This window comes from Staphylococcus sp. M0911, assembly GCF_003491325.1.
Classification (GTDB): Bacteria; Bacillota; Bacilli; order Staphylococcales; family Staphylococcaceae; genus Staphylococcus; species Staphylococcus warneri_A.
This window is the reverse complement of record NZ_CP022881.1, coordinates 1,726,212-1,739,931: the sequence shown is the minus strand read 5'-3', so window position 1 is coordinate 1,739,931 and position 13,720 is coordinate 1,726,212. Positions and strand designations below refer to the sequence as shown.

14 protein-coding genes and 1 riboswitch are annotated in these 13,720 nt (G+C 31.5%); of the genes, 8 read left to right on the top strand and 6 right to left on the bottom strand.

Going from position 1 to position 13,720, the window contains the following annotated elements:
* Positions 1-8 precede the first annotated feature (8 nt).
* Complete coding sequence (locus tag ssp1_RS08385) at positions 9-584, bottom strand: ECF transporter S component (protein ID WP_002450706.1); 576 nt, start codon at positions 582-584, stop codon at positions 9-11.
* Positions 585-670: 86 nt separating this feature from the next.
* Positions 671-772, bottom strand: a riboswitch (TPP riboswitch).
* A 259-nt stretch (positions 773-1,031) separates the two neighbouring features.
* Positions 1,032-1,166: a glycopeptide resistance-associated protein GraF gene (graF, locus tag ssp1_RS11955; protein WP_002450705.1), complete on the bottom strand. Its 135-nt coding sequence runs from the start codon at positions 1,164-1,166 to the stop codon at positions 1,032-1,034.
* A gap of 153 nt (positions 1,167-1,319) precedes the next feature.
* Between graF and auxA the strand changes: the two genes are divergently transcribed.
* From auxA to ptsP, 5 genes are all read left to right on the top strand, one after another.
* Positions 1,320-2,621: a lipoteichoic acid stability factor AuxA gene (auxA, locus tag ssp1_RS08375; protein WP_049423558.1), complete on the top strand. Its 1,302-nt coding sequence runs from the start codon at positions 1,320-1,322 to the stop codon at positions 2,619-2,621.
* A 254-nt stretch (positions 2,622-2,875) separates the two neighbouring features.
* The gene (locus ssp1_RS08370; RefSeq protein ID WP_118828188.1) at positions 2,876-4,048 is read left to right on the top strand and encodes a class I SAM-dependent rRNA methyltransferase; all 1,173 of its coding nucleotides are present in this window, start codon (positions 2,876-2,878) and stop codon (positions 4,046-4,048) included.
* A gap of 59 nt (positions 4,049-4,107) precedes the next feature.
* Entirely contained in the window at positions 4,108-4,650 is a 543-nt protein-coding gene (locus tag ssp1_RS08365) for a DUF697 domain-containing protein (RefSeq protein WP_002450702.1), read from the top strand.
* A gap of 154 nt (positions 4,651-4,804) precedes the next feature.
* Positions 4,805-5,071 (top strand): phosphocarrier protein HPr, encoded by a 267-nt coding sequence (locus ssp1_RS08360; protein WP_002450701.1) that lies wholly within the window; start codon positions 4,805-4,807, stop codon positions 5,069-5,071.
* 1 nt (position 5,072) lies between these two features.
* Complete coding sequence (gene ptsP / locus ssp1_RS08355; protein ID WP_049423563.1) at positions 5,073-6,791, top strand: phosphoenolpyruvate--protein phosphotransferase; 1,719 nt, start codon at positions 5,073-5,075, stop codon at positions 6,789-6,791.
* An 82-nt stretch (positions 6,792-6,873) separates the two neighbouring features.
* Here the strand turns inward: ptsP and ssp1_RS08350 are convergent, their stop codons facing one another.
* Complete coding sequence (locus ssp1_RS08350; RefSeq protein ID WP_002450699.1) at positions 6,874-7,104, bottom strand: glutaredoxin family protein; 231 nt, start codon at positions 7,102-7,104, stop codon at positions 6,874-6,876.
* Between the two features lie 203 nt (positions 7,105-7,307).
* Between ssp1_RS08350 and ssp1_RS08345 the strand changes: the two genes are divergently transcribed.
* The 3 genes from ssp1_RS08345 to ssp1_RS08335 all read left to right on the top strand — a co-directional run bounded on the left by ssp1_RS08345 (position 7,308) and on the right by ssp1_RS08335 (position 10,452).
* Positions 7,308-8,663 carry a cytochrome ubiquinol oxidase subunit I gene (locus ssp1_RS08345; protein ID WP_075778646.1) on the top strand — a complete coding sequence of 452 codons (1,356 nt, stop codon included), beginning with the start codon at positions 7,308-7,310 and terminating at the stop codon, positions 8,661-8,663.
* Positions 8,660-9,676, top strand: coding sequence for a cytochrome d ubiquinol oxidase subunit II (locus ssp1_RS08340; protein ID WP_075778647.1), 1,017 nt, complete (start codon positions 8,660-8,662; stop codon positions 9,674-9,676). Before ssp1_RS08345 ends, ssp1_RS08340 begins: the two co-directional genes overlap by 4 nt.
* A gap of 116 nt (positions 9,677-9,792) precedes the next feature.
* The gene (locus ssp1_RS08335; protein ID WP_002450696.1) at positions 9,793-10,452 is read left to right on the top strand and encodes a potassium channel family protein; all 660 of its coding nucleotides are present in this window, start codon (positions 9,793-9,795) and stop codon (positions 10,450-10,452) included.
* A 99-nt stretch (positions 10,453-10,551) separates the two neighbouring features.
* Here the strand turns inward: ssp1_RS08335 and rnjA are convergent, their stop codons facing one another.
* From rnjA to def, 3 genes are all read right to left on the bottom strand, one after another.
* Positions 10,552-12,240 carry a ribonuclease J1 gene (gene rnjA, locus ssp1_RS08330; RefSeq protein WP_049423571.1) on the bottom strand — a complete coding sequence of 563 codons (1,689 nt, stop codon included), beginning with the start codon at positions 12,238-12,240 and terminating at the stop codon, positions 10,552-10,554.
* Positions 12,240-12,458: a DNA-dependent RNA polymerase subunit epsilon gene (locus ssp1_RS08325; protein WP_002450694.1), complete on the bottom strand. Its 219-nt coding sequence runs from the start codon at positions 12,456-12,458 to the stop codon at positions 12,240-12,242. Before ssp1_RS08325 ends, rnjA begins: the two co-directional genes overlap by 1 nt.
* A 498-nt stretch (positions 12,459-12,956) precedes the next feature.
* Positions 12,957-13,508 (bottom strand): peptide deformylase, encoded by a 552-nt coding sequence (gene def, locus ssp1_RS08320; protein WP_118828187.1) that lies wholly within the window; start codon positions 13,506-13,508, stop codon positions 12,957-12,959.
* Positions 13,509-13,720 lie beyond the last annotated feature (212 nt).

Below are 13,720 nucleotides of genomic sequence, written 5' to 3'. Positions count from 1 at the left end.
AAGTCCCCTTATAATGTATCGTAATCATCTTTAGAAGCGGGTCTGAATACTTTAGTTACACCAGTTTGATCCAATGCTTTAACCAATAAATAAGATAATAAACCAGCAATGATAATGCCACTAATCGCACGGAAAACAATGAATAAAATTAAGTTCCATCCAGCAACTTCATTTAAATAACCATAAAAATAGTCGACTGGGAATGAAATAAGTGCAGTCACTAATCCCGCAAGCATAGCTACCATGACTGAACGAGACTGGTATTTGAATATAGCAAAGACAATCTCACAAGCTAAACCTTGTAGTAGGGCATAGATGATTGTAGGTATATCAAATTTACCCATCACAATTGTTTCACCGGCACCTGCAGCAAACTCAGCAAGTAAGGCGATACCTGGCTTAGGAATAATTAAATAACAAACAATCGCAGCCATAAACCATACACCATATGTTAATTGTTCAAGGTGTAAACCAGCGACTTGTGCAACATTATAAAATAGCCACCATAAGTTATAAATAATGGCAAAAATGACAGAGATAAGTACTGTTACTAATATCTCAGAAAGCTTTAAACCTTTTGACATAAAAACATCCTCCTAAAAAAACGCACAACCATCTCTAGGAAAGTTGTGCGTAAAACATAAGAATATGATTCAACATACGATTATCATCTTTGTTAATTACACTTTCCTACGCTAGTATCTAGCTAGATCAGGTTCAAAGGGTTTGAGGGTTAACCTCATCTCAGTTCAAAACACCCCTAGTGCGTTTATTATTTTAATTTGTCTTTAATGTATGATTTTTCATGTGGATTGTCAAGTTAATAAAATATATAATAAATTAATATTTTTATATGATGTGTGCTTATGAAAGCTCTAAGTCAGTCAATACGTAGTATTAAATATAAAATAGCACAAAGATAATTTAAAATTTCAAATCATCTTTGTGCTATTATTTTTTGTATTTATGTCCCAAATTCATCGTTATTATAGAATATTGGATGATCTAATCGTTAAATAGTCAATTAGTAATTAATTTAATGCGTCATCAATATCTTTTTTAGTTTGTTCTGTATCATTTGTTTTTTCTTCTTTTTGTTCTTTTAATTTCTCTTCTGCTTCTTTGGCTTTTTCAGCTGATTTTTTTGCAAATTCTTCGTTACTCATAATAAATCCACCCCTAATTGTGTTTTATTGTTTACATACACCTTTTACCCAGTTATGCTAATAATAAACTTTTCTAGGTCTATAGACGTATTTAATGATTTATTAAAGACAAGAATAAGTTCTTCATATATAATAACTTTTGAGGTGAATAGTATGTCTTTTCTTAAGAAACACACCGAGATTATATTTAGTTATATCATCGGTATCGTTTCACTTTTCACAGGACTCATTATATTAATTAACTTACCGCTTATTAAACAATTAAATGGAGATAAGAAGGTAAATACACATGTGTATAATATATGGGAATTCCTGAACGCATTTTTCGCTGAAATAATTAAAGTGATGAGTAGATTTATCGGGGGTTTCCCAATTGTAAGTGCCATAATTATTATATTATTTGGTATCTTTGTAATGTTACTAGGTCATACGTTATTTAGAACAATTAAGTATGATTATGATATTTCAATTTTCTTCTTAGTCATAGGGATAATGTATTTCTTAATTACTCTAGTTCTTATGATGCAAGTATATGGGTTCTTTGGTATCGTATTTATTATTCCGTTCATCATACATATCGGTTATATTGTATATAAAGATGAATTGAATAGTGATAATCGAAAGAGTCATTATATGTGGATTATCGTATCATATGGTATCAGTTACCTTATTACGCAAATTGCATTACATGGTCGTATAGATGCTAATGAAATTGAATCTATTGACATCTTAAGTGTTAATACATTCTTTATTATTATGTGGTTATTAGGACAAATGTCAATTTGGAACTTCTTGTTCTTAAGACGTGCGCTACCGCTTACGAAACAAGAATTAGGTGAAGAAGAACCTGAATTATCAAGAACAAGTAAAGGTAATGTCTCGAATCAAACTAAAGTTCACTTAAAACAACTACAAGATAAGACAACAGAATATGCACGTAAAACAAGAAGAAGTGTTGATTTAGAAAAAATTAGAGTTAAAAGGGATAAATTTAAAGAAAAAGTAAAAAATATTGTTGATATCCAAGAAGATGATATTCCACATTGGATGAGAAAGCCAAAATGGATAAAACCAATGTATGTTGAAATTTTCTGTGGTGTAGTTATTTTCTTCTTTACATTTTTAGAATTTAACAACAGAAACGCATTGTTCTTATCTGGAGAATGGGAATTATCACAAACGCAATATGTGATAGAATGGGTAACATTATTGTTACTTTTATTTATTATCATAGTTTATATTGCTACAACACTTACTTATTTCTTAAGAGGTAAATTTTACTTCTTACAATTATTTATGGGAAGTATCTTATTCTTTAAATTATTAACTGAATTCATTAATATTATGGTTCACGGATTATTATTATCTGTATTTATTACGCCAACTTTATTGCTTATGTTACTAGCAATGATTGTTGCTTATTCATTACAGTTAAGAGATAAACCAAAAGAGTAATTAAAAAACATTTAACAAATTAATTTAAACAAATCACACGTGTTATGGGGTGGGTTACAATTCCTTCTTTAATCGATCGAATTGTAAGACCACTCTTTTTTGTTAGAAAATAGGACATCCTAGCATTCTTTGTTAAAATAATAAATGAATCATTCAATTAGTAATTATATATAATGTAAAATGCATTTACGAATCAGCATAGCAATATGACGGTTGAAGAAATTAAATGTATAAAAGAGAGGTTAGTGTAATAAATGAAGATTGCAACTTTAAATAGAGGTAAAGAATCAAAATATCAAAATCAATATCCATTAATTGATGAAGAAGATATTTATGCCCAAGATCATCTAAAAGAAGGTGATTTATTCAAATTAGTCGATGGAAAAGAACAATATATAGCAACGGCTTATGTAGGTAGACAGCATAAAGGTTTAGGTTGGGTGTTAAGTTATGATCCATCCGAAGATATTAACACATCGTTTTTTAAACGATTATTTGAAAAAGCTTTAGCAGAACGAGAATATTACTATCACATAGATGGTACGAATGCTTTTAGATTGTTCAATGCTGAAGGTGATGGTGTTGGCGGATTAACTATCGACAACTATGATGGCCATTTATTAATTCAATGGTATTCGAAAGGTATTTATAAATTTAGGTATCATATTTTAGAAGCTATCAAAATTGTTTTTGAATATCAGTCTATATACGAAAAAATGCGTTTTAAAGATACTGAATACACAGGTGGGTTTGTTGAGGGAGAACAACAAACATTTCCAATTGTAATTGAAGAGAACTTTACGTTTTATAATGTGGATTTAGATGACGGCTTAATGACAGGTATCTTCTTAGACCAAAAAGAAGTAAGAAAGAAATTACGTGATCAATTTTCAGAGGGGCGTCATCTTTTAAATGTGTTCAGCTATACAGGCGCTTTTTCTGTCGTATCAGCAACTAAGGCTAAAACAACGACAAGTGTAGATTTAGCTAATCGTTCAAGAGGACTAACCGAAGAGAATTTTGGGCTTAATGCCATTGATCCTAAATCACAATATATTTATGTCATGGATACATTTGATTTTTATAATTATGCAAATCGACACGGGCATCAATATGACACAATTGTCATTGATCCACCAAGCTTTGCACGAAATAAAAAGAAAACAATTTCAGTGCAAAAAGATTACGACAAATTAATTAATGGCGCCTTAGAAGTATTAGCGCCAAAAGGGACATTATTATTATGTACCAATTCGAGTGTCTTTTCTTTAAAAGCGTTTAAAAATGTTATTAAAACAACACTAGAAGAAGCTGAAGTTGATTATGAAATCAAAGAAGTGATGGGATTACCTAAAGATTTTAAAACACATCCACATTACAAACCTTCAAAATATTTGAAAGTAATTTTTGTTAATATTGAGCATTAAATAGTTGTATTCTGGGTATAGAGTCTTATTGAAATAAGATTCATGGGAGTGTGAATTAGATGAGCATTAGAAATAAAATGACGAATAGAGTTACAAATACAGTTGGTAATAAAGTATTAAATATTGAAGAAATCAAAGAAAAAAGTAATTTACCTGTGACTCAAAATGAGTTACAACAAAGACGTGCACAAGCAGAAAATCTCGTTAAAAAGAAATCTTTATTATCATCAGGAATGAGTGTAGTACCAATTCCTGGATTGGACTTTGGTGTCGATATAAAATTAATGAGAGATATCATTAGTGATGTCAATAAAATTTATGGACTAGATCATAAACAAGTCAATTCATTGAGTGATGATGTTAGAGAACGAATCATGTCTGCAGCAGCCATTCAAGGTAGTCAATTTATTGGTAAAAAATTAACCAATGCACTTATGAAAGTAGTGATTAAAGATGTAGCGAAACGAACTGCAGCTAAACAAACTAAATGGTTCCCATTTGTAGGACAAGCAGTTTCAGCATCAATTAGTTATTACTTTATGAAAAAATTAGGTCAAGATCATATTGAAAAATGTGAAAAAGTCATCAAAGAGTTACTTTAAGGGATATAATTTGTTAAAAAATTGTAGAAATATACTGAAACCGGTTTTAAACAAATTGAATTTAACTATTGGTTTTGGTAAAGTTAAGGTATAAAAATTTATGTTAGATTGTAAGTATATTGAAGATTCTAACTTATAGAAGGAGAAATAAATTATGGAACAAAAATCATATGTAATTATCGACGAAACAGGAATCCACGCTCGCCCAGCTACAATGTTGGTACAAACAGCTTCAAAATTTGATTCAGATATTCAATTAGAATATAACGGTAAAAAAGTAAACTTAAAATCAATCATGGGTGTTATGAGTTTAGGTGTAGGTAAAGATGCTGAAATTACAATTTATGCTGACGGTAGCGATGAGGCAGATGCAATCGAATCTATCAGTGATGTCTTATCAAAAGAAGGTTTAACTAAGTAATATGTCTAAATTAATTAATGGTATTGCTGCATCTGATGGTGTAGCAATCGCTAAAGCTTACTTAATAGTTGAGCCAGATTTATCTTTCGACAGCAGTGAGACAATCACTGATGTTGAAGGTGAAACTAGCAAATTCAATAACGCTATCGAAGCATCTAAAATTGAATTAACTAAAATAAGAAATAATGCAGAAGTTCAATTAGGCGCTGATAAAGCTGCCATTTTTGATGCGCATTTACTTGTTTTAGATGATCCAGAATTAATTCAACCAATTCAAGATAAAATTAAAAACGACCATGTTAATGCTGCTACAGCATTAAATGAGGTTACAACTCAATTCATTACTATATTTGAATCAATGGATAATGAATACATGAAAGAACGTGCAGCAGACATTAGAGATGTATCTAAACGTGTGTTAGCACATATTCTTGGTGTTGAATTACCAAACCCAAGTATGATTGATGAAAGTGTTGTTATTATTGGTAATGACTTAACACCTTCTGATACTGCACAGTTAAATAAAGAATTCGTTCAAGGGTTTGTAACGAATATTGGTGGTAGAACAAGTCACTCTGCGATTATGAGTCGTTCATTAGAAATCGCAGCTGTAGTTGGTACTAAATCAATCACTAAAGAAGTTAAACAAGGCGATATGATTATCGTTGATGGTTTAACTGGTGATGTTATTATCGATCCTACAGAAGATGAAGTTATCGCTTATCAAAATAAACGTGAACGTTTCTTTGAAGATAAACAAGAATTACAAAAATTACGTGATGCTGATACAGTAACTGTTGATGGTGTTCACGCAGAGTTAGCAGCTAATATTGGTACACCAAATGATTTACCTGGTGTAATTGAAAATGGTGCGCAAGGTATTGGCTTATATCGTACTGAGTTCTTATACATGGGTAGAGATCAATTGCCTACTGAAGAAGAACAATTCGAAGCATACAAAAAAGTATTAGAGACTATGGATGGTAAACGTGTTGTTGTTCGTACATTGGATATCGGTGGCGACAAAGAATTACCATACTTAGATTTACCAGAAGAAATGAATCCATTCTTAGGTTATAGAGCGATTCGCCTTTGCTTAGCGCAACCTGATATTTTCAGACCACAATTACGTGCGTTATTACGTGCTTCTGTTTACGGTAAATTAAATATCATGTTCCCAATGGTAGCTACTATCAAGGAATTCCGTGATGCTAAAGCAATGTTATTAGAAGAAAAAGAGAATCTTCAAAACGAAGGTTATGACGTTTCGGAAGATATTGAGTTAGGTATCATGGTTGAAATTCCAGCTACTGCAGCATTAGCTGATGTCTTTGCTAAAGAAGTAGATTTCTTTAGTATTGGTACAAATGACTTAATCCAATATACATTAGCAGCTGACCGTATGTCAGAACGCGTATCTTATCTATATCAACCATACAATCCTTCAATTTTACGCTTAGTAAAACAAGTCATTGAAGCTTCTCACAAAGAAGGTAAATGGACTGGTATGTGTGGTGAAATGGCAGGAGATGCTACTGCAGTACCATTATTATTAGGTTTAGGTCTAGATGAATTCTCAATGAGTCCAACATCTATTCTTAAAGCTAGAAGACAAATTAATGGTTTAAGTAAAAATGAAATGTCAGAATTAGCGAACCGTGCTATTCATTGTGCAACACAAGAGGAAGTTATGGAATTAGTTAATAACATTTCAAAATAATAATTAAAAGAACCAACTTGAGCAATTTAAATTGCTTTAGTTGGTTCTTTTATATCATTAGTATCTTTTAATTGCTAAGTACTTATTGAATGTCAAAAGCTTGATTAATTTTATCCATATCAACTTGATACATAGGTTCATCGTTCAATAAGATAAATGGCGTCGCAAATGCATCATAATCCATCATTTCTACTCGATATTGATTATTCTTTATATTTTTTTCTGTATAATCTACATGATTTGCTTGAAGATGATTTTTTACAAACGTACAAGGTGGACAATCATCTTGTGTATATATCGTAATATGTGACACTTTGGTCTTCCTTTCTATATATTAATTTATATTATTCTATCTTATATTTAATTTTATAAAATATCAATGGTGTGAACATTATGTGTCTCTATAAAAAATTTATGTCAAAAATTCAAGCAAAAACATTTAGTTCATCATGATAAGGATTTATAATTTTAAGCATTGTGAAATTACTAAAAAATATAAATATAAGGTGATTATATATGGATTCAGTTGAAATGAGTCGATTACTTACAGGTATGACCTTAGCCGTTCATATCATATTTGCAACGATTGGTGTAGGTATGCCATTAATGTTTGTTATCGCTGAATTTCTTGGTATACGAAACAACGATGCACATTATATTGCATTAGCGAAACGATGGTCGAAAGGATATACCATTACAGTTGCTGTCGGTGTAGTGACGGGAACAATTATTGGTTTGCAATTATCGCTTGTTTGGCCAACATTTATGAAAATGGGCGGTCATGTAATTGCATTACCTCTATTTATGGAAACATTCGCATTCTTTTTTGAAGCTATTTTTCTTAGTATTTATCTTTATACTTGGGAAAGATTTAAAAATAAATGGATTCATTTTGTTATAGGCTTACCTGTAATTATAGGTGGATCATTCTCAGCATTTTTCATAACGTCAGTTAACTCGTTTATGAATACACCAGCTGGTTTTGAAATGAAAAACGGACGTATGGTTAATGTTCAACCATTAGAAGCAATGTTTAACTCATCATTTATCGTAAGGTCCTTCCATGTTGTTGCAACAGCTGGCATGACAATGGCGTTTATTCTTGCGGCAATTGCTGCATTTAAATTGCTAAAACAGACGCATCCAGAAGATAAAAGATATCATTTAAAAGCATTAAAAATGACGATGATTGTTGGGTTTATTTCAACATTGTTATCGATGTTAGCGGGAGATATGTCAGCTAAGTTTTTACATAAAGTACAACCAGAAAAATTGGCTGCATATGAATGGCATTTTGACACACAATCTCAAGCTAATTTAGTATTTTTTGGTGTTTTAAACGAAAAGACGAATGAAGTATCAGGCGCAATAGAAATCCCAGGAATGTTAAGTTTCTTAGCTGATAATAGTTTGAAGACGACAGTAAAAGGACTTAACGATTTTCCTAAAAATGAATTGCCACCATTAATTGTTCATTATTTCTTTGACTTAATGGTTTCAATGGGCGTATTCTGTTTTGTGATTTCAGGAATTTTTATGTTGATTTTATTAATTAAGAAGTTACGACACTTAACTACACATAAGGTAGTTTTATATAGCATATTACTTACTGGTCCAGCGTCTATGTTAGCAATTGAATTTGGTTGGTTCTTAACGGAAATGGGACGCCAACCATGGATTGTAAGAGGATACTTAAGAGTATCTCAAGCAGCGACTCAAGCTGGTGGTATTACATTAGTGACGATTTTATTCGGTTTATTATATCTTGTACTCATCGTTACATCTGCATATGTGTTACTCAGAATGTTTAGAAACAAACCTGCAATCAATGATGTCAATCAAGTGCTCAAAGAAAGAGGTGATAACAAATGATATATTCATATATAGGTATTACAGTCTTATGGATATTTTTATTTTGTTATATCATCGTAGCCTCAATTGATTTTGGTGCTGGATTCTTCGCATTACATTCTAAACTTACTGGTGAAGAAAAGAAAATCAATCATCTTATTGAAAGATATCTTAGTCCAGTATGGGAAGTTACGAATGTCTTCTTTGTCTTTTTCTTTGTTGGATTTATTGGATTCTTCCCTGATTCCGTTAAATATTTAGGAACGGTTTTACTTGTACCAGGTTCAATTGGTACGATTCTTATTTCAATAAGAAACAGTTTCTATGCCTTTGAGAATTATGGACAAGATACAAAATTACCATGGATTTTTCTATATGGGTTAACTGGTTTACTTATTCCAGCTGCATTAGCAACCGCATTAACAATTTCAGAAGGTGGCTATATTAAAGAGGTAGGGAATCATGTTGATTTAGACTGGGTTCAACTATTACTAAGTCCTTTTGCATGGGCTGTTGTTTTCTTGGCAATTATCTCAGTGTTATATATCTCTTCTGGATTCCTTACATTTTATGCTAATAAAGCAAAGGACCAACCGGCATATCATTTAATGAGACAATGGCATATATTTTGGGGACCACCAATGATTATTATTTCCTTGTTTGTCTTTTTATCACTAAGAGTACAAAACTCAGAGCATTTTAATAATGCTGTCTTTAACTATTGGTGGATGTTCGTGATAAGTTTTATCTTTTTCCTAGTTGCAGGCGCACTAACTATTTTTAAAAGAAATCATGGTTTAGCATTTATAATGGTGATATTGCAAATGTTATTTGCTTTCTTTGGATATGGTATCAGTAAATTACCATATTTATTACATCCATTCGTAAAAATTTCTAGTTCTCATGTAAATGATGAAATGGGTCTAGCATTGGTTATTGCATTTATTTTAGGTTTACTTTTATTAGTTCCATCGTTACTATTATTATTGAGACTATTTGTTTTCGATAAAGATTATGTAGAAGGAAAAAAATAATCAACTATAGTAGAACAAATCATCATTTCGATTTTGCATCAGCTTTTACTATATATTTATTTGAAAAAAGTTGATTTGATCGTTGTTATTTAAATGTGTAATAAGCGGAGGACTATATGGAAAAGGAATACGTAGTAATTGGTTTAGGACGCTTTGGTGGCAGTATTGTTAGAGAGCTTAACGCCTTAGATATGGATGTTATGGCCATTGATAGTGATGAGAACAGAGTTAATGAATATAGTGATATTGCGACGCATGCTGTAGTAGCGGATACTACTGATGAAGCAGTCATGAAAAGTTTGGGAATAAGAAACTTTGACCATGTTATTGTTGCTATCGGTGAAAATATTCAATCTAGTACATTAACAACACTTATTTTAAAAGAATTAGGTGTTAAAAAGGTAACTGCCAAAGCACAAAATGATTATCATGCTAAAATATTAAATAAAATAGGTGCGGATACGGTTGTCCATCCAGAACGTGATATGGGCCGTCGTATTGCACACAATGTGGCTAGTGCGAGTGTGCTCGATTATCTAGAATTAGCAGATGAACACTCTATTGTTGAATTAAAAGCTACTGAAAAAATGACTGGCCAAACAATTATTGATTTAGATATTCGTGCGCAATATGGTATTAATATTATTGCGATTAAAAGAGGTAAGCAGTTTATTGTGTCACCAGATCCAAATTTAAATATTGAAATTGGTGATATCCTAATCATGATTGGTCATGATAATGACTTAGGTCGATTTGAAAAGAATATAGCTAAATAAAAAATGGTTTAGTCAATGATCTTGGCTAAACCATTTTTTATAAAGAAATCCCATAAGCCATATCATTAGAATGATAGTTGCTTATGGGATATTTTAATATTATTTCTTTTTATCTTCATTAACTTTCATAATGACAGGTAAGATCATTGGTCTACGAGCTGTTTTTTCAAATAAGTATGGTTGTAAAGTTTCAATAATTGATGATTTAATTTGATGCCATTGAATGTCTTTATTTTGGTTTAATTTAGAAATAACATCAGTTTTAATACGACGTTGAGCATCATAAATTAGTTGACCAGATTCACGCATGTACACAAAGCCACGTGAAATGATATCAGGACCAGAAAGTAATGTGTTTGTGTTGAAGTCAATGCTTACAACAACAATAACTAGGCCTTCTTCAGATAATAATTTACGGTCTCTAATAACAACATTACCGATATCACCAATACCACTACCATCAACAAGTACATTACCTGATGGAATTCTACCTGCTTTACGTGCTGAATCATGAGTTAAAGCAAGTACATCTCCGATATCGAAGATAAAGACGTTATCTTCGTCAACGCCACAATCAACACCAGTTTCACCATGTGCTTTGAGCATACGATACTCACCATGAATAGGTAAGAAGTATTTAGGTTGGATTAAACGTAACATCAATTGTTGATCGCCTTGTGATCCATGTCCAGAAGTATGGATGTTAGAAATTTTACTATGAATAACATCTGCACCAGCTTTATATAAAGCGTTAATTGTACGATTTATACTCTTAGTATTACCTGGAATAGGTGATGAACTAAATACGACAGTATCTTCTGGGATAATCTTGATTTGTTTATGTGTACCATTAGCGATACGAGATAATGCTGCCATTGGTTCACCTTGAGAACCAGTACATAAAATAAGTAATTCATGTTTAGGGATATTATTGATTTTTCCAGGTTCTACAAATGTTTCTGGTGGGGCTTTAATGTATCCGAGCTCCATACCTATTTTAATATTATTTTCCATTGAACGACCAAATGTAACAATTTTCCTATTATGCTTAACTGCTGCTTCAACAGCTTGTTGAACACGATAGATATTCGAAGCAAATGTCGCGAAAATGATACGACCTTTACAATTACGGAAAATTTTATCAACATTTTGTCCTACTTCTCGTTCACTAAGCGTAAAGTCCGGAACTAATGCATTTGTAGAATCAGAAAGCAGACAAAGTACGCCTTCTTCACCTAATTTAGCCATTTTTGCAATATTTGCTGGTTCACCTACAGGTGTGAAATCAAATTTAAAGTCACCAGTATGAACAATTTTACCTTCAGGTGTATCGACAATAACACCATAGGCTTCAGGGATACTGTGTGTTGTTAGATAGAATGATATTTCAAAGTGTTTGGATTTAATCACACTATCCTCATTAATTTCGTTTAATTGAGCGGTACGTAATAAATTATGTTCTTCTAATTTGTTTCTAATCAAACCTAAAGCTAATGGACCACCGTAAATAGGTACATTAATTTGCTTTAATAGGAAGGGCACACCACCTATATGATCTTCGTGTCCATGAGTGATAAACAGACCAACGATTTTATCTTGGTTCTGTTCTAAGTAAGTGTAATCAGGAATTACATAATCAATTCCTAGTAGATTATCATCTGGGAATTTAATCCCTGCATCAATAATCACGATTTCATTTTTGTACTCGATAGCATATGTGTTTTTACCTACTTCACCTAAACCACCAAGTGCATATACACCTACTTCATTTTGATGTAATTGCTTCATTATTCAGCATTCTCCACATTAAAATGATCTGAATGTTCTTTTTCGTAATCTAAATGTGCGCCCTCTAATTTAGTGATAAATTCGATATTAAAATTACGGTCTTTTAAATAACGTCTTACTTGTTCTTCAGTTTGTGCTTCAACATAAATCGTTTGCGTATTTTCACGCACGATTACTTCATCTTTATTATGTTGATAGAATACTTTAAATACTGCCATTGATATAATTCCTCCTAAGGATTGTTTTTAATATTTATTCAAGTCCCGTGGTTGATAGCTCGGGTTATTAAAGATAGAAATCAGATTTTGTCTTTGATATTGTTCTTCAATAAAAGTATGTGTATTTAAATTTAATAATAGACATACTAGCTAATCTAAATAAATATATAACTATAATTATTTAATTTCACTGCCGAGTATGTTTTCCAGGGAAATCATGTCGTTCAAATTTTGAAAAATAGGATTAATTCACTAAGATTTCAGTTAATGTATATTTTACATGATGTACTAAAAGAAATAAAGCAGTTTTATCATTAAGTGAGCGAACAGACACATATAATAGTAAGAACTTTTAATCTGTATTTAGAATAGAGAAAAACAATATTTAACTTTAGACACAGCTTCAAACTTATTTATTTAAAGGCTATTGTTTTATTTGATTGAAATCTATTAAATAAAAAACCTCGAAAGTCATGTTACTTTCGAGGTTAAATCAAATTATGCTTCTACTGCATCTGGATGCGGTGCTAATGGATTAGCATCATCAATATGATCATAGAACATAATACCATTTAAATGATCAATTTCGTGTTGGAAAATGATAGCAGGATAGCCTTTTAAACGTAATTTAACGTCATTACCATCGATATCTTGAGCTTTAATTGTAACTCTATTATGACGATGAACTAAACCTGGGATATTTTCGTCTACACTTAGACAACCTTCACCAGTTGGTAAATAGGCTTCTTGAACACTGTAACTCATCACTTTTGGATTAACTAGCATGTAATCATAAGATTTTCCATTTCCGTCGTTTGGTAAATACACGGCAATCATTCTTTTTGATACATTAATTTGTGGTGCGGCTAAACCTACACCTGAGCGTAAACCATATTTTTTAGCGATGTCGTCATCTTGACTATTGATTAAAAACTCTCGCATAGCTTTTAATGTTTCTTTATCTTCATTTGATAAAGGAAAACTTAATTCTTGAGCTTTTTCACGAAGTGTAGGATGACCATCTCTTATTATATCTTTCATTGTTATCATGTCTGACACCTTCCTTAACTACAAATATACCAAATATAATAGGTAGAAGTACATTGAAGTAAATTAGATTATTAGTAGAAAATGAAAATAAAAGTTAAAATAAGAATACACATGACATATTATGTGTTTAGAAAGTGACATTAAAAATTGAATAGAAAGATACGTCAACGTGATATATGTGTGAATTATAAGAGGTCGGGACAAAAGCGTTT

What these genes read in the sequence shown, in the direction of transcription:
- ssp1_RS08385 (WP_002450706.1), bottom strand. Translation starts at nt 584, where the DNA reads ATGTCAAAAGGTTTAAAGCTTTCTGAGATATTAGTAACAGTACTTATC.
- ssp1_RS08325 (WP_002450694.1), bottom strand. Translation starts at nt 12,458, where the DNA reads ATGGCAGTATTTAAAGTATTCTATCAACATAATAAAGATGAAGTAATC.
- ptsP (WP_049423563.1), top strand. Translation starts at nt 5,073, where the DNA reads ATGTCTAAATTAATTAATGGTATTGCTGCATCTGATGGTGTAGCAATC.
- def (WP_118828187.1), bottom strand. Translation starts at nt 13,508, where the DNA reads ATGATAACAATGAAAGATATAATAAGAGATGGTCATCCTACACTTCGT.
- auxA (WP_049423558.1), top strand. Translation starts at nt 1,320, where the DNA reads ATGTCTTTTCTTAAGAAACACACCGAGATTATATTTAGTTATATCATC.
- ssp1_RS08360 (WP_002450701.1), top strand. Translation starts at nt 4,805, where the DNA reads ATGGAACAAAAATCATATGTAATTATCGACGAAACAGGAATCCACGCT.
- ssp1_RS08370 (WP_118828188.1), top strand. Translation starts at nt 2,876, where the DNA reads ATGAAGATTGCAACTTTAAATAGAGGTAAAGAATCAAAATATCAAAAT.
- ssp1_RS08345 (WP_075778646.1), top strand. Translation starts at nt 7,308, where the DNA reads ATGGATTCAGTTGAAATGAGTCGATTACTTACAGGTATGACCTTAGCC.
- ssp1_RS08335 (WP_002450696.1), top strand. Translation starts at nt 9,793, where the DNA reads ATGGAAAAGGAATACGTAGTAATTGGTTTAGGACGCTTTGGTGGCAGT.
- rnjA (WP_049423571.1), bottom strand. Translation starts at nt 12,240, where the DNA reads ATGAAGCAATTACATCAAAATGAAGTAGGTGTATATGCACTTGGTGGT.
- graF (WP_002450705.1), bottom strand. Translation starts at nt 1,166, where the DNA reads ATGAGTAACGAAGAATTTGCAAAAAAATCAGCTGAAAAAGCCAAAGAA.
- ssp1_RS08365 (WP_002450702.1), top strand. Translation starts at nt 4,108, where the DNA reads ATGAGCATTAGAAATAAAATGACGAATAGAGTTACAAATACAGTTGGT.
- ssp1_RS08340 (WP_075778647.1), top strand. Translation starts at nt 8,660, where the DNA reads ATGATATATTCATATATAGGTATTACAGTCTTATGGATATTTTTATTT.